At 49.0% G+C, this 19,165-nt stretch carries 17 protein-coding genes and 1 tRNA gene; 3 read left to right on the forward strand and 15 right to left on the reverse strand.

Translation table 11 applies throughout. From position 1 onward, the window contains the following. Nucleotides 1-27 precede the first annotated feature (27 nt). The 8 genes from FXY30_RS06120 to FXY30_RS06155 all read right to left on the reverse strand — a co-directional run bounded on the left by FXY30_RS06120 (nt 28) and on the right by FXY30_RS06155 (nt 8,542). A complete protein-coding gene (locus tag FXY30_RS06120) occupies nt 28-831 on the reverse strand; it encodes a hypothetical protein (RefSeq protein WP_147659387.1) in 804 nt (267 codons plus the stop codon). A 175-nt stretch (nt 832-1,006) separates the two neighbouring features. Next, nucleotides 1,007-2,035: a TadE/TadG family type IV pilus assembly protein gene (locus FXY30_RS06125; RefSeq protein ID WP_071705778.1), complete on the reverse strand. Its 1,029-nt coding sequence runs from the start codon at nt 2,033-2,035 to the stop codon at nt 1,007-1,009. Next, the gene (locus FXY30_RS06130; RefSeq protein ID WP_071705779.1) at nt 2,032-5,088 is read right to left on the reverse strand and encodes a DUF5702 domain-containing protein; all 3,057 of its coding nucleotides are present in this window, start codon (nt 5,086-5,088) and stop codon (nt 2,032-2,034) included. The genes FXY30_RS06125 and FXY30_RS06130 overlap by 4 nt, the downstream gene beginning before the upstream one ends. Nucleotides 5,089-5,102: 14 nt before the next feature. After that, nucleotides 5,103-5,543, reverse strand: a complete 441-nt coding sequence (locus FXY30_RS06135; RefSeq protein ID WP_071705780.1) for a hypothetical protein — start codon at nt 5,541-5,543, stop codon at nt 5,103-5,105. Further along, a complete protein-coding gene (locus FXY30_RS07675; protein ID WP_071705781.1) occupies nt 5,540-5,734 on the reverse strand; it encodes a Flp1 family type IVb pilin in 195 nt (64 codons plus the stop codon). The genes FXY30_RS06135 and FXY30_RS07675 overlap by 4 nt, the downstream gene beginning before the upstream one ends. Nucleotides 5,735-5,745: 11 nt before the next feature. Next, nucleotides 5,746-6,597: a type II secretion system F family protein gene (locus FXY30_RS06145; protein WP_157885043.1), complete on the reverse strand. Its 852-nt coding sequence runs from the start codon at nt 6,595-6,597 to the stop codon at nt 5,746-5,748. Further along, entirely contained in the window at nt 6,594-7,337 is a 744-nt protein-coding gene (locus FXY30_RS06150) for a type II secretion system F family protein (RefSeq protein WP_071705783.1), read from the reverse strand. Before FXY30_RS06150 ends, FXY30_RS06145 begins: the two co-directional genes overlap by 4 nt. After that, nucleotides 7,334-8,542 (reverse strand): CpaF family protein, encoded by a 1,209-nt coding sequence (locus tag FXY30_RS06155; protein ID WP_071705784.1) that lies wholly within the window; start codon nt 8,540-8,542, stop codon nt 7,334-7,336. The genes FXY30_RS06150 and FXY30_RS06155 overlap by 4 nt, the downstream gene beginning before the upstream one ends. Before the next feature lie 412 nt (nt 8,543-8,954). Between FXY30_RS06155 and FXY30_RS06160 the strand changes: the two genes are divergently transcribed. Further along, on the forward strand, nt 8,955-9,395 hold the full coding sequence (locus FXY30_RS06160) for a helix-turn-helix transcriptional regulator (RefSeq protein WP_071705786.1): 441 nt from the start codon (nt 8,955-8,957) through the stop codon (nt 9,393-9,395). Between the two features lie 132 nt (nt 9,396-9,527). Here FXY30_RS06160 and FXY30_RS06165 read toward each other — a convergent pair. From FXY30_RS06165 to FXY30_RS06195, 7 genes are all read right to left on the reverse strand, one after another. Next, nucleotides 9,528-9,600, reverse strand: a tRNA-Ala gene (locus FXY30_RS06165). A 94-nt stretch (nt 9,601-9,694) separates the two neighbouring features. Further along, a complete protein-coding gene (locus tag FXY30_RS06170; RefSeq protein ID WP_071705787.1) occupies nt 9,695-10,861 on the reverse strand; it encodes an iron-containing alcohol dehydrogenase in 1,167 nt (388 codons plus the stop codon). 73 nt (nt 10,862-10,934) lie between these two features. Beyond that, complete coding sequence (locus FXY30_RS06175) at nt 10,935-12,335, reverse strand: MATE family efflux transporter (protein WP_071705788.1); 1,401 nt, start codon at nt 12,333-12,335, stop codon at nt 10,935-10,937. Nucleotides 12,336-12,344: 9 nt separating this feature from the next. Further along, complete coding sequence (locus FXY30_RS06180) at nt 12,345-13,550, reverse strand: carboxylate--amine ligase (protein ID WP_071705789.1); 1,206 nt, start codon at nt 13,548-13,550, stop codon at nt 12,345-12,347. After that, nucleotides 13,537-14,217, reverse strand: a complete 681-nt coding sequence (locus tag FXY30_RS06185; RefSeq protein WP_071705790.1) for an aspartate/glutamate racemase family protein — start codon at nt 14,215-14,217, stop codon at nt 13,537-13,539. Before FXY30_RS06185 ends, FXY30_RS06180 begins: the two co-directional genes overlap by 14 nt. Before the next feature lie 9 nt (nt 14,218-14,226). Next, entirely contained in the window at nt 14,227-15,555 is a 1,329-nt protein-coding gene (gene brnQ / locus FXY30_RS06190; RefSeq protein ID WP_071705791.1) for a branched-chain amino acid transport system II carrier protein, read from the reverse strand. Between the two features lie 36 nt (nt 15,556-15,591). Continuing rightward, nucleotides 15,592-15,936, reverse strand: coding sequence for a hypothetical protein (locus FXY30_RS06195; protein WP_071705792.1), 345 nt, complete (start codon nt 15,934-15,936; stop codon nt 15,592-15,594). A gap of 333 nt (nt 15,937-16,269) precedes the next feature. Between FXY30_RS06195 and FXY30_RS06200 the strand changes: the two genes are divergently transcribed. Together FXY30_RS06200 and FXY30_RS06205 are read left to right on the forward strand one after the other, a co-directional pair. Beyond that, nucleotides 16,270-17,571: a substrate-binding domain-containing protein gene (locus FXY30_RS06200; protein ID WP_071705793.1), complete on the forward strand. Its 1,302-nt coding sequence runs from the start codon at nt 16,270-16,272 to the stop codon at nt 17,569-17,571. 84 nt (nt 17,572-17,655) lie between these two features. After that, nucleotides 17,656-19,164 (forward strand): sugar ABC transporter ATP-binding protein, encoded by a 1,509-nt coding sequence (locus FXY30_RS06205; protein ID WP_071705794.1) that lies wholly within the window; start codon nt 17,656-17,658, stop codon nt 19,162-19,164. Nucleotide 19,165 lies beyond the last annotated feature (1 nt).

The raw sequence follows: 19,165 nt of genomic DNA on the forward strand, positions 1-19,165 counted from the left end.
GACGGCTGACCGTCCTTCCGTTTTCGCTTACGATTCTATTCTATTGAAAGCCATACCGTCACGCAATGCGCGAAAGCGGATTTGCCAGCTACGTCCATCCATCTCGGCAAAACCAATTCCCTTCACGCTGATGGGACTTGCGCGATCATATATCGGTGCAATCACCTCCTGTCCCTGATAGGCATAGCCCTGCCGACCTCCGTCTGCTGTCAGCGTTAGAAGAAACGAATCATCGGTTTTAATAACATCCTTCTCCTCCGGGGTACTGGCCGTATGCAAAAAATCACCCTCCGTGCTGAGCATAATCCAAACCCCTTTTCTTTTTGCAGAGAATCCTTTTGCAACAGGTCGCAGCGCTTCATAGCGAGCATCACCGATTTCTTCTCCTTGGACACCAACCAGAAAAAAGCCAGCCTCATCTTTCATAATCGCCGCCTTCTTATGATACCAGCCACCCACAAAAGATGCTTGTATTGGCGTTTCCTGCACATCCTGAAGAAGCGAAACAGCCAAAGCCTGTTGTTGGTCCTGATGGCCGGAAATCGGTTCTTGGCATAGCATGTTCCAGGCAGATGCAGATTTTCCTTGTTTGCGCAATGCATCAATCAAGGTGAAACGGCAAACATCCAAATCTTTTTCAGGCAGCGAAGAAAGCAAATTGGCGGCAAAACGAAAATCTTGTTTTTTTAATGACACCTGAAAAAGCAGTTCGGCGTCTTCTGGCAAGAGTGGCTTCGGCATCCTGTTCAATTCCTTCTGTGCTTCTGCATAAAACCCGGCATCAGCCAGCATTTGAGCCTGTGCACGATAGGATTGCCTTCTCTTAGCCAAATGCTCTTCCTGTATATGGCGAAAAAGAATAGTCGCACACAGCAAGAGCGCAAGCAAAAGTGCATACGTTCGGCATACTGTAACAGGTGTGAAAGAGAAAATTCCTCGCTTTGGCGTATTCTCCGGCTTTCGAATTTTCCATCGCTGCCAAAAATGCAATTTTTTCTCCTTTCCTTTATTTGGGAAAAAGTGCGTTTTCTTCATAGGTATACATTATCGACACGCCTTCTTCCTGTTCAATGCGTTTTGCCAATGACTCTAAAGCGGCAGAAAAATGGCTTGCTTCTTCCGGGACAATGATCTGCAAGCGCATTGCCTTCGGAACCAGCGATAAAGGCGCTCCGTCTTCCTTCACCCAATCGCTTCGCTTTGCTGCCGCCCTTTTGAGGCGTTTTGCCTGCGCGCTGAGAGTGTGTAACATCGCGTCCTTCTGTAAAGTATAAGAGGCCGCCTGCCCTCCGGAACCGGTGCTATAGGTTGAAGAAAATAAATTCAGAGATAGCAGCGCTTCCAACGTCCCGTCGGCATAATACAAATCCGCTATTTGTCCTTTTTGCAATCGGATCGCCCCCGAACGCTGCCGAAAGCGCTCCACCAGAATCCGCCCACGTGTAAACGGCGGCTCCTTCCAAACGCTATTCTTTTCTTCCTTCTTCTGATCCTGCTCCGCGTTACGCCCAAAAACGGGCTCATCCGTCAGTAACCACAGGCCGGCCGTGGCCCCCTGATGAACTGTAAGAGGGCCGAGCGGTTTTAGAATCCCCGGCAGATCCAAGAAATAGGAAAGCTCCGCCTGCAATATATCGCGATCATCATCGACATGAACAGAATACTCCACCTGATGCATGGTTTGCGGCAACGCTTTTCCGCTTCCAAAATAGTGCCGAAATTCCTTTTTTCCTGCAAGCTCCAAAACAAAATTCCCGCCCATTTCCCGCAAAAACTCCGAAACGGGAAGTGTCATTTTCTTTTTATTCAAGGCTTCCGCAAAATGGGAGAGACCTCCCTCCTTTCCGGACAAGGTGTGCGAAAGCGAAATCTTATCCGCCAGTGCCAGGCAGGATTGGTCCAACGCATGCTGCGCCATGGATTGCACCTGGTAGGGAATAAACAGCAGAATCCAAGAGATCATGGCAAGCAGAAAAAAGCTCAGTGTAAAAGCGGCTTCAACCGTCAAGGAGCCCCGTGAAGAGGATTTTTTCATCGTAGCGAATCCTTTTTCAGCCCGTATCCCTCTTGCCAGATTTCGCGAACATCCACCTGTTTTCCCGTCGCATTGACAAGCGTGGAACGGCGAAATTGCGGCAAAAATACCACCTGTAATCGACTTTCTAAAATCCAGTCAAGCGAAGTTGGAGCGGTTGTGAAATCGGATCCCCCGGTTTCCGCCTGAATCAGGCGCGCTGTTTGCGAAAGCATGGCTTCCCTTCCTGTTCTTGTACTGCTGTTTACCGCAAGCAGAAAAAGAACGTAATCTCCATAATTCATGGTCAGAGCAGACCCGGCGGCAATACTGCCTGCCGCATTGTTAACGCCCATTTCCTTTTGAAAGGTCTTATATGCGACAATGGCTTTGTTTTCCGCATCCGGTCCTCCCTCTTCGAGAATTCCTTTGAGTTTCTTTGTCAATTGCTCGATGCATTGATTGGCAAAAGAAGACAATTCCCGGCAGGATTCGTTTACAACGGCTTCCGTTTTTTGACGCATCTCTTGCAACACTTCCTTCGTCGTCTCCCCTGCCTGTTTTTTCTTTTCCTTTGCGCTCTGCAAGATCTCACCAAGCACGCCAGATTGTCTGGAAAGCCGTGAAAAGGCATTGGATACAGCGCTTCCAAATGTTCCTTCTCCGCCACGTGAAGCAAGTTCTTGTAGCGTTTGTGTCATTTCTTCTTGCTGCTTCGTTTCGGAAAAGGAGTTTGCTTCGAGCAGCTGCATTTCCATCATGCGCAAAACCGGCTGATGAACAGCGTCCTGCGCTTTTTGAATGAGGGAATCCTTGAGGCGGCCAACTGTCTCTTGCAGGGTATCTGTTCCTGCTTCTATCGCCGCAACACCTTCATCCGCGAGCGCATCAAAGACATCCCGTGTGGCCTTCTTCGCGAGCTGGGCAACGCCGGATAGCGAAAACTGCCACGTTTCCTGTGTTTTCATAACCGCGACGCGCTCCCCCGCAAGAAGCGCATCCATATCGACAGCGGTTTCTCCCACCGCTAACACCGCCAATAGAGCGGATTGCACCATCGGAACCGCAAAGCCGGTCCATCCCGCGAGTGCCAGCGCCAGTTGTGCGGTTTCGGCGTTCAACTCGCTCGATATGAAGGCATAAAGCATATTGCAAAGCAGCCGTATGGCGATAATGTGGTGTTCGGCCTGTTGAACATTCGACACCCAAGAGGGGCGTCCGTACAAAATGTATTCCAGTTCTCCCCCAAACACCGGCCGTGTGGAAAGAGAAAATCCGTTTAAGGAAAGAAGCGGATGGCCATTTTCTTTTTCCATGAGCGGGCTGATGCGATGACTGAACATATTGCTCCAATAGGCAAGTAAGGAAACGGTATCGCCGGCATTGCTCAAAGACAAGCCAACCAGTTCATCTGCCAGCCGCTTCACATTGGAAAACGCTTCGTTAAGCATATCCACTTCATTTCCCGCGGCAGACGTCCATTCCGTAAAAGCCTTGGAATGGGCATCCGCTTCGTAGCGCTGCAAAACCTCGTTTGTCAAAAAATCGGTGATGCCCCCGGATAAATTAGGCAGTCCCATGCGCTTCGCTCTCCGCGCATTGGCAATGGCTATTCGCTTCGTATTCCAGGCGTTTAAAAATTCAAAAATGCCGGATCGATCCTCATTGCTTTGCCCGGCCATCAGCCCCTGCGTTTTAATACTCTCTTCGCTCAGAGCAATGCCGCTTTCCCATTCGCTAGGATGTTCGGTCGTAAGCGATATCGTCGGCAAAGCAAAAGAGTTTGCCGACAGGCGCTTGATGGAGGCAATGCGAGAGTGAAGCCACGCATCAAAAGAAAGATCTTCCAACGGTTGCTCATCAAGCCGAAGAGCTTTCCATGCCTGTGCGAAGGACTTCGTCTTATCCCCAGCGTTTTGCCACTCCTCCTGTAAATGATTGAGCTTTTCCATATCCAGAGCTTCCGTTGCGCTTAAATAATCGCCCAAAAAACTCTGTGACACGGCGCCGGGAGGAAGACGACGCACTTCTTTTCCCCACGCTTCTTTCGATGCGCTTAATAAGCTCATTCTCTCTGTGGCGGTCTTAATACCCTCCAGCGCTTGTTCCTGCTCTTTCGTAAAGCGTTCAAACCAAGATGAAACACCTTGATACTGATCCTTCCAGGCAAGAAAAGATCTCTGTAAGGCTTGCCTGTCATTTGCGCTGAGAAGTTTTTCCCACGCAAGCGGATCAGTAGGTGTCTTGCCTTGTTCGCCGGCATTACGCTGCAAAAAGTGAAGAAGGTTTTCATCCAATTGCCGAGCACCCTCTGCAAGATTCTGTTGAACAGGCGCAGGAGAGGGAACCCCAGAGAAAATTTTCTTCTTCACCTCTGCAGAGAGGTGGGATACGGAATCGGGCAACGCAAGCGCGTTCATTCCGGCGGGAAGAAGGTTCTTTGCTGATGCGTTTTTTCCGAAACAGGCATTGATTGCCTGCTGCACGCCATGCAATTGCTTTTCATACTGGATTTTCGCCTGCAGCGCCGGAAGGGTATCTGAAATCTTTTTGACCATTTCTATATGTTCCAACGCTTTTCCCAAAGCAATGCTCGGAATTTGCCAGTCCATAAACTGTCGAATCTGCGCTGTCATTACTTCCGGCCGACTGAGCCTGGCATTGTCCGTAGGCGTGACGGTAATCTGCGGCGCGTCGAGCTTTACGCCCAAAGAGGACGTTTCCGACGGAAAGCGCTGCGCAAGAAGCTCTTCTGCCTTTTCCTGCACGCCCTTCTCGTCTCGTAAGACAAAAAGGCCGAATTCCCTGGCAACGGGCTTATCAAAGCCCGATAATGTCGCATGGGAAAGCATTTTTAACGTTGATCGCGATTCGGCTTGTGCAAGACTGACGCGCGCATAATCCATAAAAATGGCGCCGGAAACACTCATGAGCAACACTACGCCACATAGAAAGAGCGAAATAACACCTTGCTCCCTTCGCAACGATGTAAAAAGAGCTTTCTTCACTTCCTGTGCGTAAACAGACCATTTGTCAGAAATCTTTCCTCTGCTCGATCGTTTTTTCCGGTACATGCCTCCCCCCTTCCTTAGCTCCCACCGCTTTTTTGGGTTTGATGCGCACAAAAGCCGTTGACTGCTTCATAGCACCAGAGATTCGTTGCGGAAGAAGTCCACACGGCACTTCGTCCCTGCTCCACTTCCAATGCGGGGACAGAAAAGAAGCGAAATGGCGAATGGTCGGCCTCTTCCTTTTGTTGTATCGTACGCTGTATGAAAAACAGTCCCGTCTTTGACCATCGTGACGAAGAAAGAAGCGCCCTCGTCTGTGGGCTTTCTTCCGGATTTCGAAACGAGATGGTGGTGGTCGATTGCGTCAAAGCGCGACGTATCTTTCCCTCCTGATCGACCTGCAAATACAGAACAACGGTAAAAAACAGCAATAGAAAAAGGGTCATAAAGGTAAGCGGAAACAGGATCGCTCCCTCGACAAGATGAACACTTCCCTTGTCGTCTTTCCAATGCTTCATATTTTCATCGCCTCATTCTCGATTTTTTGAAACAAACTTTCCAACAGCGCGGTGAGATTATCCCGAAAAATCGCAATCAGCGCGATCACGACGAGAATAATCAGAACAATGGCCACCATATTGATTTCTCCGCGTTCCTCTGAAAAACGGGACCAAAATCCGTGCAATCTTTTTGCGATCAGGTAAGACATCACATTCCTTTCTATCTTCGGCTGAGCATGGGGAGTAAAACCAGCAAAAGAATGCCGATAAAAAGCAGGAGGCTGGGAAATAACATTCGTTGAGAACAGCGCTCAGCCTGCAGCGCATATTCCCGTTTTCGTTCCTGATAAAGGGCGGAACGAAGGCGTTCTAAAGACACGGATAGATCTGCTCCCCCTACCTCGATGGACTGCGAAAACAGTTCAGCGCAATCATGCAGTGTCTTAATAGGCATCACTCTGCCGAAGCCCGCCATCGCCCTGCGAAGCCCTTGCCCTGCTTCCACTTCGCGCACGACGCGCTTCATCTCTTGATAAAGTGCTCCTTTCCCTTTTTCTGCAATGGTGCGCCAGGCCGTATAGGGAAGCGTCCCGGATCGCAACGAAAGAATACATTGCGTCAGCATATCCGTAAGCGTATTTTCCATCTCTTCGGTGAGTTCTTCACTTCGCTTGCGTAAATCCCACAAACGGCTGTAGTCATAGACGACACAGGCAAGACACAAAAGAAAGAGGAATATAGGAGACCACAGGAAACACGGGCCGGACAAGCCCAACAAAAGCGCTATTTCACTCATGGTTTCGATTTCCATTTTCCACAATGCCGACGACAGATGATACGAATCCACCATCATGACAAGATAGCGTCTTCGCTTTTTTGCACGCGACGAATGCATCGAACCGCTCAGATTCTGCAGGATGAGCCATCCCATCGGTGCAAAAGCGCGTCGGTGAAGAGGAAGTAACTCCGAAATTTCCTTTATCTGTAACGGTGCGTGGCTCCACTGCCGATTGCTGTAGTAGAGAAGAAAAAGCCAACAGGCATAGAGGGCAAACGAGATAATACATTTCAACACATTTCCCCTTCTTTCCCCTGTAAGCCGCTGTCCCGGAGAATATGCACACTCCATCTCCATGCGACGAAGAAAAGCCCTGTGCAAAACACACGGACTGCATAATCCATGAAGCCATAATCGGTGGAGGCCAAGCCTGTGGTATACATCACAAAAAGCATGACGATCGGCATGGAAAATAACAGCAGCTGTTCCCGCTTCGGCCCTGCCAGTTTGGCTTCCCTGTCCAAACGAAGCTCTTGCTCTTCCATTAACAAGCGCAGGTAGGATCCTGAAAGCATGGCCAAATCCGCGCCCTGTGTCATACCTACCAACAGATTCTCAAAAAAGGATTTTGTCAGTGGATCTTTCTCTTCCCGAACCAAATGCAAAAGCGCTTCCCGTAAACTCATGCCGGAAGATGTTCTGTCCACGGCCTCCTTCAAAGTCGATGAAAAATCATCGGTTTCCTCCTCTATGCAGAATTCGCGGTTCATCTGCAAAAGAGCCTGTCCCAATGCCTGCGCTATATTGCTTCCGGAATCCAGCCGCGCATGAATCGTCTCCAAAAAAGCTTGAAACTGCTGACGATGTTCTACGGCTTTTCGTTCACGGCTTTTCTTTTTCCATTGCAAACGCCCCAATCGCAGACCGAATAAAAAAGCTGCAAGCATAAACCACCATCGAAATAGAAACACAGCACCGCAAACGAGCGCCAGGGCGGCGTATCCGAACATCCATAAACGTTCTTGTCGTTTCATAGTGCCTCCTCTCCCGCTCGATAAAACTTTTCTTTGCACATCATTTCCTCTCCGGTTGGTTCCAACACGCCGATGACATGCGCATCGATGTGACGCGAAAACAACGCGTGATAGCGCAGACTGTTGTCCTTCCAATAGGGTTCTTCAACGCTTACAACGTAGCGACGATGATCGCGCAGACGCGAAACATGCACGAAAAGATCGATCGCTGAAGCAATTTGTTGTCGTATGGCCGGCAATGGCAAGCCGTCATGTCCGCTTAAAATCATGGTCTCTAAACGTAGCTGCATATCGGAGACGGAATTGGCATGTCCTGTACTGAACGAGCCGTCATGGCCGGTATTCATGGCTTGAATAGCATCCAGCGCTTCCGGTCCGCGCACTTCACCGACGATGATACGATCCGGTCGCATCCGTAGGGATGCGCGAATAAGATCGCGAATGGTAATTTCGCCGTCTCCTGCTGCATTCGGCCTTCTCGCCTCTAAGGCAAGCCAATTGTCCATATTTTCAAAATTCAGCTCGCGTGCGTCTTCTATGGTGATGAGGCGTTCACGGCGATCAATTTCATTCGCGAGGGCGTTCAGCAAGGTCGTTTTCCCTGACCCGGTGCCACCGGATATAAAAATATTTAACTTCGCTCGAACACTTTTTCTCAAAAACGCTGCTGCAGATTCGGAAAGTGTTCCATTTGCGATTAAATCGGGAAGCGTGAAAATGTGATTGCGAAAACGTCGTATGGTCAGGGCTGCATCTTTATCGGATATAGGATGCAAAACGACATTCACTCTGGATCCGTCTTTCATCCGGCAATCGACAATCGGCGTTCGCTGATGAACCTCCTTTCCGGCATCGCTGACGATTTTTTGAATGATGTCGTGATATTTTTCTTTCGAGGCAAAACCACTCTTGGTTTTCTGCACGACACCGTCTTTTTCGATATAAATCTCATCAAAGCGATTCACCATGATTTCCGTTACTTTCGGGTCGGAAAAATAAGCATCCAAAATATCGTATCCGCGTATCGCTGAATGCATTCCGTTCATGATGGTTGATCGTTCATTCAAAGAAAAGCGTTCCCATTTTCCATTCCGTCTTACAATGTCTTCAATCGCCTGAACAAGCGAGGAATCATCAAGACGGGTCACATCCGTATTTTGTCGCAACCGGACCAGATTCTCTTTTACCTGCTCGGCGATATCCATAAAACCTCCTTTCAAAGCGGGTGGAACGCGCCCGCTTCGAGTTCAGCCACACTCAGCTCGTCCCGCCGAGTCGTAACGATTACGAATGGATGTGTGCACGGTAATGGCAGGCATGGCTACCGATCGCTTGGGGTTACACATCGAAGGGCTGTTTTAATAGTAACGCGGGTCGATGTGTCTCTGTGTCCCAGAGTGAGGGCCTTTTGTCTCAGGGGCAACAGGCAATGCCGCGCATATATGCGTCGTCTTTTTACTCTTTTTCGTGACATCATTACATTTGTCTCCATTTTTTATGGAAATATACATTTATATACAATATTTTATGGATTTTTCGGCCGTTTTTTGCATCTTGATTCATTTTTTAAGAATGAATATAATTTTGAAAACTGTTTTTATAGAAAAGGAGTCGGTAATGAATGACTTGCTGCGTGCCAACAAAATAATCATTGCGCGAAGCGTCGCGCAACTCCGAAAAGAAAATCACATGACACAGACGCAGTTAGCCGACGAACTTAATGCACGGCTGAACACGAATTACCAAGGAAGTGCCATCTCCGCCTGGGAAAATGCCAATAATTCCATTAATGCGGATTACTTACCTGTTCTGGCGGATATTTTTAATGTTGCCTTGGAAAAGCTGTTTGGCGAAAGTCTACAACAGCGAGAGCTTGTCAAGGACGTCTGTGAAACGATCGAACGCCATTTGACCGATGAGGAAACACAACAAGTTTCTCACTATATTTCTTACCTTTTGTATCGTCGTTATCATAAGATTCTTCCTGTAGAAGAGAGCACGGAGGAATGCGTGGCGGAAACTGCAAAACGCCCGAACAAAGATCCGAACAAAGAATAGAAGTTTTTACGATAAACGTTTTGTAATCCTGTTATGAAGGGATTTACCTATCTTATCGAAGCTGCTAAAAAAGTAGAATCCATTGAAAAATGCCCATTCTGTTGATTTCAACAGAACGGGCATTTTCGATTCTGGATCTGATGGGATTCGAACCCACGACTTCCACGTTGCGAACGTGACACTCTCCCAGCTGAGTTACAGACCCACGCCTCAATGAGCGTATTCTACTCTTTTTTGAGGCAAATTGCAAACCGGTGTGCAAGGAAGTTTCCTACTGCATCGATCACATCCGACCCATCTTATAAAGCAGCGCGATAGATAGCTTCCACATCTTCCGCAGTCATGGGCTGAAAACCGTGAATGACTCCACCGGATCGAGCAACGCTATTTTTCGCCATTTCGGCAAGATGCGTTTCATCTATGTCCACTTCTTTAAGGGTCATCGGAATATCCAGCGATCGGAAGAACTCCGAAAGGGCAGCAATGCCGGCTTCCGCCTGCTCATACTCCGTTTTTTTCTCGATACTGAAAATCACTTTTGCAAAACGGGCGATACGCGAAACCGTTTTGTCGTTTAAGAAGTGACGCAGCCAGTGCGGTGTAAGGATCGCCAGGCCGACGCCATGCGTAATGTCATAATAAGCGGAAAGCTCATGCTCCATAGCATGAACGCTCCAGGCTTGTGCCTTACCGGTTCCGATCAACCCGTTAATCGCCCAGGAATTGGCCCAAAGCAAGTTGGCACGTGCTTCCTCATTCGTGGGATCTTTGAATGCCACAGGGCCATACTTAATGCAGGTGCGCAGGATCGCTTCCGATATGCTGTCCTGCAGATAGGCATCGTCTTCTACCGAAAAATAACTTTCCATGGTATGGCTCATGATGTCCGCCGTGCCGGCCGCCGTGTGCCAAGCGTTGACCGTATAGGTATACGCCGGATTCAGATAGGAAACGCGCGGAAGAGCAAGTGGGCTTGACCATCCCAGTTTCTGCTTCGTTTCCGGGTTAGAAATAACCGAATGGGGATCCATTTCCGAACCGGTGGCCGCCACCGTAATCACGGTCGCAAGCGGCAAAGCATCCTTGATCGGAGCTTTTCCCAGAACAAGATCCCAGGGATCTGCGTCGGTTTTCGCGCCGGCAGCGATGAGCTTTGCACAGTCGAGAACCGAGCCGCCACCGATGGGAACGATGACCTCGATGTTCTCTTTGTGAACGAGCGCAATACCGCGTTTCGCCTCATCAATGCGCGGATTGGGCGAAATGCCGGCACACTCCACCGTATCGACACCATGCGCATGCAAAGCATCAACAATGGCATCGTAAATGCCCAATCGCTTGACACTCCCCCCACCGATCACAATGAGTGCACGTTTTCCCAACGCTGCCACACGGGCGGCGAATGTTTCCTCTAAGTCGTGGCCGAAGAGAACTTCCGTCGGCACATGAAAAATAAAGTTTTCCATATCTCTCCCTTTCTGTACAGGCGTCTGTCAATCCTGTTTCATATAGCGATCTTCGGAGAGTATACCCACCGAATCACGCCTTCTCACGCTTGGTGAGATTTCGTATCCAGGTTTTGCGCCTATAAAAGGGATAAATGAAGAAGAGCTTAATGATTTCTTCCGCACTGACGACAAAAAACGTCAATTCAAATGGCCAATGAAACACCGCGACGCCGAGAAATGCCATAGGAACAGCAAAAAGCCATATCGACATCAGCTCAAAATAAAATGTCCACTTAGTTTCTCCTCCCGCACGCAGAATGCCGATAAAAATCATGCTGTTCCAGAAACGAAATGGTGCCGCTACACCACGAATGAGAAGCAGATTATGAGAACGTGAAGCCACATTCGCTTCGATACCGCTAAAGAGCATCATCAACACATCCGGGAAAAAGAGCAAAATGGCTGCGGAAAGCAGGCTCACCACCGTGACGAATTGCATGAAGTAGTTCGCCATGGTTTCTGCACGCTTCAATTTTCCCGCACCCAAGCGCTGTCCCAACAAAACCGAAGCGGCTGAGCAGAGCGCATCAATGATGATGAAAAAGATATTGTTGATGGAATTGGTCAGTTGTACCGCGGCGATCACTTCCTTGCCTGCCAATGCAAAGGCCACCGCCTGCACCAACTGACCAAAGGACCAGGAGGTTTCCGCCAGCACGATGGGCGTTGCGACCGGTAAACAGCGACGAAATTCTTTCTGATGCCACTGAAGTGCCTCGAGCGGACGAATATCCATCATGCCGGGATGCTGACGCCATACGAGTATGACCAACGCAACCATTTCTACCACTCGCGAGATGAGTGTACCGAGGGCAGCGCCGACCACGCCCAAAGCGGGCATGCCCAATTTACCGAAGATCAAAATGTAATTGAAGAACACGTTCGTCAAAAACGACAAAATGGAAACCGCCAACGGTTCCCGTGCGCGATTAACGCTACGCAAAACCGTGATTAGCGCAAGCGAAAGCGCAAAAAAAGGAAATGAAAAGCTTACCGGGCGAAGGTAGGCTTCCCCCAGCGCCTGCACATTCGGATCCTTGACCATGACGGTGAGAAGCGTATGTGGCAGAAGGAAGGCAACCAGAAAAAAAAACATGCTCAGTAAAAACGCCGCCTGCATCGTAATGCTGGTCGACAAGCGAACCTTGCGTTCATCGCGATTGCCGAAATGTTGTGCAATAAAAACCGCCCCAGCACCGCTGATTCCAAAGCAGATCACCTGAAAGAAAAACACAAATTGATTGACCATCCCCACTGCAGCGATCGCCGCGCTCCCCAGGGAAGAAATCATGACCGTGTCCGTAATATTTATGGAGGTGGTGATGAGCAGTTGAAAGGCAATCGGCAACGCCACGGCGAAGACTTCTTTCAAAAAGTGTTTATCCTGAAAAAACCAGCTCTTCGTCGTGGTGGGGATGGGTTGTGGCGTCATGCAAAACTCCTATTGCTCGGTACGTTGCGGTTGAAATTTGGGATAGTAGCGGCGCGTTGAAAGACGTCTTCGCCAATAAAGCAGAAAACGACCAAGAGAACGATCTTTTTCATACCAACTGGGGAAGAAAAACCCTTTTGCAAGATAGCGTTCCACCAAATCACGGTCTTCCTTCGCACAATACGTGCGAAGCACCTGCGGATCAACGTAAAGCCACAACGCGCTGTCCTGATGATAATGCGCCGGTTTGTCGACATGTAAAAGCAAATCGTCCACAAGGAAGGTCGTAAAATTACACCCGCCGGCCGTCATATAGGAAGAAGAGCGTCCTTGGCGAATATTGATCTCAAAAACCTTGTATTTCCCATCGCGCACATCATATTTGAGATCGAAATTGGCGAAGCCCCGATAGCCAATCTGCTTTAAGAAACGTTCGTATTGTGCATAGATAGCATCGTTGCCAAGGCTTACCAATGCATTGTAATTGCCGATTTCTCCCGGAAGACAGGCATCCAAGAGGCACTTGCCCAAGCACATCATCTTCACTTCTCCCTTCGTATTCACATAGGCGTTGAGTACGAACATACGTGAAAAATCGCCGGGAATAAAGTCCTGCAAAATGAGATCTCCTTTGTAGCTGCTTGAGTAAATCGCCTGCACGACGCTGCGCAGTTCTGCTTCATCCGCAATGCGATACGCTTTTTTCTTTCCCGGAAACTTCGCATGAAGATACGCAATCGAATCGTTCGGCTTTAAAGCCATCGGAAAACCGAAAGGTGCCTTAAAAGAGTCGCGTTTGTCATACGTGAGCACAAAAGTGTCCGGATAATCGAGCCCATATTCTTCACACACGGCATAAAAATCTTTTTTATTCTCCAACTGCTGCTGCATGGCCTGATCAATGTAGTTAAAACGATAACGCACAGAAAGTGCATCCCGATGACGCGTAATGAGCGCAGTATACCCATCTCCGCAGGAAATAAGAAGAAGCGGACACGTATAGCGTCGACCCACTTCCTCAAGAACCGCTAAAAACACCTCATCCTGTTCAAAATCCTCACGTGTTTCCACTTCTAAAATATGCGAATGCTGCGTATACATCAAAGGACGAATGCCGAGACAAAGCGATTTCACGCCATATGCTTCATAAAAGGAGCGTGCTGTCCCATATGCATTAATATCCGTCCCTAAAATAATCGGCTTAAACTGGACCATTTCCCCTACACTTTCTGATTGCTTCGTTTCCCAACACTTTCAAGGCATCTATCACAGGGCGATCCCCCACCGGAATGGCGGAAAGTTCCGTGCACGCTAAAATAACACGTCCCTTATTGCTATATTGGTCGATCATGCGTAAGAGTTCCGGAAAATCACGACGATTCTCCTTCTTTACCGCATAGATAATCTCCATCACGCGTTCGGCATCGGCTTCGTCAATCGCAAGGCACGATAAGCCATGCTTTGCAGCATAGTGCTCGTAAACGCGGCTTTTTCGCGTACCGGACGTTGCAAGAACCACCACCTTCTTATCGCCTCGGCGTACACACTCCTTGATGGATTCCTCCACCATGTTGATGATGGGCGTATCGGTATACGTGCAAAACGTATCATAAAAATAATGAGAAGTGTTGCACGGTATGGCAATGGCCTTCAAGCCAAGTGGACGTAAAAGATCAAAATCCGCTTTCATTTGCCGCAACAAAGGTGCCGTGTCGCCGGAGAGAATGCAGGCGCTTCGATCTGGCATGGTTGCATGGCTTAAAATGATCGTATTGATGTGATCCTGATCTCCGTGGGCCTCTGTATGATCGATAAGATATTGATAAAACACATTCGTAGCAAGCGGTCCCATACCGCCGATTACGCCAAGTTCATACGTCATTCGCTTTTCCTATTCCTGTTTCATTTGCTCGTGAAGGACCGGCTTTTCTTCTTTTTCTTTCGGTAAAACCAAATAGAAGACGAGCGCTAAAATCACACTGGGCAGTATCCAATAATAATTTTGCCACATTTCCGGAATCAAACCGGCTTTCCCACCCAGTATGGGCGTTCCGCGCATCAAACCAATGAGAAAGTCCACCGCTGGAAACGATGCGCCGATAACTGCGCCAATATGAATGGAGCGTCTATTTAGCGGTCCTTGCACAAGATTCAGCACAATGAGGGCAATTGCAATCGGATAAATAGCAACCAGGATCGGTGCAGAGATAGCGACAATTTGATCCACGCCTAATACCGAAAGAACCGCACTCACGCATACACAAAGAATGGACCACACGCGTGCCGATATCTTGCCTTTTGTCATTCGCTCCATAAAGTCAGAAAATGTAGTTGTTAAGCCGATCGCCGTTGTCAAACAAGCCAAGAACATGGCAATGGTCATCAAAAGTTTTCCGGTGAAGCCGGAAAGCTTATCCACGCTAAAAAGCAGGAGAGAAACACGCCCTATGTCCTCGACGCCAAGCCCGGAAGTCGTCGCGCCAATGTACATGAACCCTCCATAAACTGCCACTAATCCAAGAGCGGCAAAGATCGAGGAGATTGCGGTGCAACGCACCACCTGTGAGGGATCCTCCATGCCGCGGCGCTGAAAATCCTTAATAATCACGATGGAAAATGCGAGGGCGGCCAGCGCATCCATCGTCTGATATCCTTCCAAGAAGCTCTTGGAAAAGACCTCGGTTGCACCCGTATCGACCAGCGGTCCGAGAGGAAATACCAGCGATTTCCCGATTAAGAGTACTAAAATCCCCACCAATACCGGCGTTAGAATCAATCCCAGACCGGAGACAACGCGACTGGGCTTAATGACAAAAAAGAGGGTGACGGCAAAAAAGAACAGCGAAGTTATCGTGGGCGAAAGACTCGGAAAAAACGCGCCGGAAAGCATCTCATGACTTGTCGCGGCAGTGCGCGGAATCGCTAGCCCCGGTCCGATACAAATAAGAATCAGACCGCCAAAAGCCATAGATATCGGCCCGCCAAGATGACGTGCAACGGACTCGATCGTTCCGCCGGCACGAATGGTCGCAATGGCACCTAACAGCACCAAGCCAACCGCCGGAATCGAAAACGCCAGAAAGCCAGTCAGATACTGGTTTCCGACATTTCGGCCCAAGCTTGTCGGGAAAATAACATTTCCCGCTCCAAAAAACATAGAAAATAACGCAAAAGAAGCGACCGCGATCCATTTGCGTTTTGAGGTTGAAGATTGATCCATTGCAATCACACTCCTAAGCTTGCCAAAATGCCCAATTTAAAAGAGCAAAGAAAAAAACAGGGCGAAAAGACCGATAACAGCGATCAGAATAACAATACCGATTAAACTGAGACAGATTCCTACAACAGCAGGCCATTGAGGACGTTTCTTTAAACCCCGAATGGAAAAAATCAGGCCCGCAATCCAAAGAAGAAAGCTCAATAATCCTGAGTGCCGAAACAACATGGCTCCCAGTGCGGCACCACAACCGATCAGTCCATCCGAATTATCTGCATAGAGTCTCTGCCAATAGGCAAAAGAAAAAATTCCTGCGTCCTTACCCGCCTGTGCGCTACTGTCGTAACGCCACTGCTCAGTTTGAGAATCCCGTTCGCTGTCCATCCCGTTTCCTTTCCTTTCGACGCCGCTGTTATCGCAAAGGATGTACTTCCTTGCTTTCGTTTCATCACGCCGAACATGTCTTTTTATTTTATGTTGAAAATGCAAATCTGTCCATACATTGCGATGTCTACTATAGTATAACGAGAATTACGCTCTCGTTCGCAGCGAATCGATTGCCCGGAAACGGGAAGAAAATCCGACAACTTTCTTACAAATGTGGTATACTGACACGTGGAAACTGAAGGATGCGTGGAAATCAATCAGTTTTTATTTTTTGCGAAGAGAAATCGTTTCCTTATGATTCTCTTGCAACGACTAAAAAGGAGGATGTTTATGAAATCAATGAAGTTGCTTGGTCTTCTGTTGGCCGGTGCGCTGGCTATGACCGCATGTGGTGGACAAAAGCCCGCTGATTCAAAGGCTCCTGCGGATAGTTCCGCACCGGCAGTAGAATCGAATGCTCCCGCCGGCGAAGTCAAAAACAACGAAAAGCCGTTAGTTTGGTACAACCGTCAACCGTCGAACAGCTCGACCGGTGAACTGGACAAAGAAGCGCTGAACTTCAACGACAAAACCTATTATGTCGGCTTCGACGCCAACCAGGGTGCTGAACTGCAAGGGCAGATGATTGTCGATTACATTCAGAAGAATGCTGACAAATTGGATCGCAACGGCGACGGCACGATCGGATACGTGCTTGCCATCGGTGATGTCGGTCACAACGACTCCATCGCCCGTACGCGCGGCGTCCGCAAAGCTTTGGGAACGGCCGTTGAAAAGGACGGCGCCATCGATTCGACTCCGGCCGGAACGAATGTTGACGGCAAAGCGACCGTTGTAAAAGACGGCGAGATCGATGTAAACGGTAAAAAATATGTCGTTCGCGAATTAGCTTCGCAGGAAATGAAGAACTCCGCTGGTGCAACCTGGGATGCTGCGACCGCCGGTAACGGTATTGCGACTTGGTCGGCTTCCTTTGGCGATCAGATCGATATCGTCGCTTCCAATAACGACGGCATGGGCATGGCCATGTTCAATGGCTGGGCAAAAGAGAACAAGGTCCCGACGTTCGGTTATGATGCCAACAGCGACGCCGTTGCGGCAATTGCCGACGGTTATGCCGGAACCATCAGCCAGCATGCGGACGTTCAGGCGTACCTGACCCTTCGTGTATTGCGCAACCTCTTGGATGGCGTAGATGTCAACACCGGTATCGCAACGCCGGATGAAGCGGGCAACGTCCTCACCGACAAAGACTACAAATATGTCGCAGAAGAGCGTTCCTACTATGCTTTGAACTTGGCCGTTACAGCGGACAACTACAAAGACTTCATGGATGCCACCAAACCGTACGATCCGGTTGCAAAACAGCTTGACGCGGCGAAGAGCCCCGAAAAGAACGTATGGCTGAACATCTACAACTCTGCGGATAACTTCCTGAGCGCCACCTATCAGCCGTTGCTGCAGAAATATGACAAACTGCTGAACCTCAAAGTCGAATACATCGGCGGCGATGGACAGACCGAATCCAACATCACGAACCGTCTGGGCAATCCGAGCCAGTATGATGCGTTTGCGATCAACATGGTGAAGACGGACAACGCTTCTTCTTACACCACGCTTCTGAATCAATAATCGTTTGTGATTCCGATGATAAAGAGGCTATCAGGACCATCCTGATAGCCTCTTTTCGGAATGAAAATTAGAAAGAGAATGCTTATGACAGAAAAGAAAGACGATTTCGTTCTATCGATTCGGGGCATGTCAAAATCTTTCGGACGCAACCGCGTTTTGGATCATATTGATCTTGATGTGAAACGTGGATCGGTCATGGGCCTTATGGGAGAAAACGGCGCCGGAAAATCTACGATGATGAAGTGTCTCTTCGGCACCTACCAAAAGGATGAAGGGGAAATCTTTTTGGATGGGAAGGGAATCGACTTCAGCGGTCCGAAAGAGGCGCTGGAAAACGGCATTGCCATGGTGCATCAAGAGCTCAATCAAGCCCTTGAAAGGAGCGTTGTCGACAATCTCTTCCTGGGACGCTATCCAGTCACTCCCCTCGGCTTCGTAGATGAAGCCCTGATGCGCAAGGAAGCCGCCGATCTTTTCCGCAGCTTAGGCATCTCCGTTCCTCTGGATGTTCCGATGCGCCAGCTCTCGGTTTCCAAGCGCCAAATGTGCGAGATAGCCAAGGCGATCTCCTATCATTCCAAACTGATCGTTCTGGATGAGCCTACCTCTTCCTTGACCGAACCGGAAGTACGCAAGCTTTTTGCCATGATGCGCAAGCTTCGTGATCAAGGCATTTCCCTCATATATATCTCGCATAAGATGGATGAGGTATTCGAAATCTGTGATCAGGTTTCGGTGTTGCGCGACGGCAAACTCATTGCCACCAAAAACACGGCTGAAACGAATATGAATGAGCTGATCTCGGCCATGGTCGGTCGTTCCCTGGATAACCGCTTTCCGCCGGTGGATAATGAGCCGGGAGAACCGATTCTCTCCGTTCAACACCTTTCCACCAAATATCGACCCTACCTGACGGATATCTCCTTTGAAGTAAGAGAAGGTGAGATTTTTGGTCTTTACGGTTTGGTCGGTGCGGGCCGCTCCGAGCTTCTGGAAACGATCTTCGGCGTTCGAACGCGTGCTGCCGGTTCCGTCTATTATCGCGGCAAACGCATGAATTTTGAAAATACAAAAGAAGCGATGGCACACGGTTTTGCAATGATCACTGAGGAACGTAAGCTCAACGGAATTTTTTCTAAGGGTGACTTAATTTTTAACACGACCATCGCCAATATGAACCATTATAAGTCCGGCTTTGCCCTATCCAAGCAAAAAATGCTGAAGGCAACGATGCGCGAGCTGGACATCATGCGAACCAAAGCCATGGGGCCGGAGGATATGATCACCAGCCTTTCCGGCGGAAACCAACAGAAAGTCATCTTTGGCAAATGGCTGGAGCGTCAGCCGCATGTCTTTCTGATGGATGAACCGACGCGCGGTATCGATGTCGGCGCGAAGTATGAAATCTACGAACTCATTATCCGCATGGCAAAACAAGGAAAGACCATCATCGTCGTTTCTTCCGAGATGCCGGAAATTTTAGGCATTACGAACCGAATCGGTGTCATGTCGAATGGACGTCTCTCCGGCATTCTGGAAACTAAGGATGCCAACCAGGAAGAGCTCCTCCGTCTGAGTACGAAATATCTGTAAA

It is taken from the genome of Murdochiella vaginalis, assembly GCF_902381775.1.
GTDB lineage: Bacteria > Bacillota > Clostridia > Tissierellales > Peptoniphilaceae > Murdochiella > Murdochiella vaginalis.

Coding starts and splice junctions, on each gene's coding strand:
- FXY30_RS06130 (WP_071705779.1), bottom strand. CDS start 5,088: ATGTACCGGAAAAAACGATCGAGCAGAGGAAAGATTTCTGACAAATGG.
- FXY30_RS06205 (WP_071705794.1), top strand. CDS start 17,656: ATGACAGAAAAGAAAGACGATTTCGTTCTATCGATTCGGGGCATGTCA.
- FXY30_RS06195 (WP_071705792.1), bottom strand. CDS start 15,936: ATGGACAGCGAACGGGATTCTCAAACTGAGCAGTGGCGTTACGACAGT.
- FXY30_RS06135 (WP_071705780.1), bottom strand. CDS start 5,543: ATGAAGCATTGGAAAGACGACAAGGGAAGTGTTCATCTTGTCGAGGGA.
- brnQ (WP_071705791.1), bottom strand. CDS start 15,555: ATGGATCAATCTTCAACCTCAAAACGCAAATGGATCGCGGTCGCTTCT.
- FXY30_RS06170 (WP_071705787.1), bottom strand. CDS start 10,861: ATGGAAAACTTTATTTTTCATGTGCCGACGGAAGTTCTCTTCGGCCAC.
- FXY30_RS06150 (WP_071705783.1), bottom strand. CDS start 7,337: ATGAAACGACAAGAACGTTTATGGATGTTCGGATACGCCGCCCTGGCG.
- FXY30_RS06200 (WP_071705793.1), top strand. CDS start 16,270: ATGAAATCAATGAAGTTGCTTGGTCTTCTGTTGGCCGGTGCGCTGGCT.
- FXY30_RS07675 (WP_071705781.1), bottom strand. CDS start 5,734: ATGTCTTACCTGATCGCAAAAAGATTGCACGGATTTTGGTCCCGTTTT.
- FXY30_RS06160 (WP_071705786.1), top strand. CDS start 8,955: ATGAATGACTTGCTGCGTGCCAACAAAATAATCATTGCGCGAAGCGTC.
- FXY30_RS06155 (WP_071705784.1), bottom strand. CDS start 8,542: ATGGATATCGCCGAGCAGGTAAAAGAGAATCTGGTCCGGTTGCGACAA.
- FXY30_RS06185 (WP_071705790.1), bottom strand. CDS start 14,217: ATGACGTATGAACTTGGCGTAATCGGCGGTATGGGACCGCTTGCTACG.
- FXY30_RS06180 (WP_071705789.1), bottom strand. CDS start 13,550: ATGGTCCAGTTTAAGCCGATTATTTTAGGGACGGATATTAATGCATAT.
- FXY30_RS06175 (WP_071705788.1), bottom strand. CDS start 12,335: ATGACGCCACAACCCATCCCCACCACGACGAAGAGCTGGTTTTTTCAG.
- FXY30_RS06125 (WP_071705778.1), bottom strand. CDS start 2,035: ATGAAAAAATCCTCTTCACGGGGCTCCTTGACGGTTGAAGCCGCTTTT.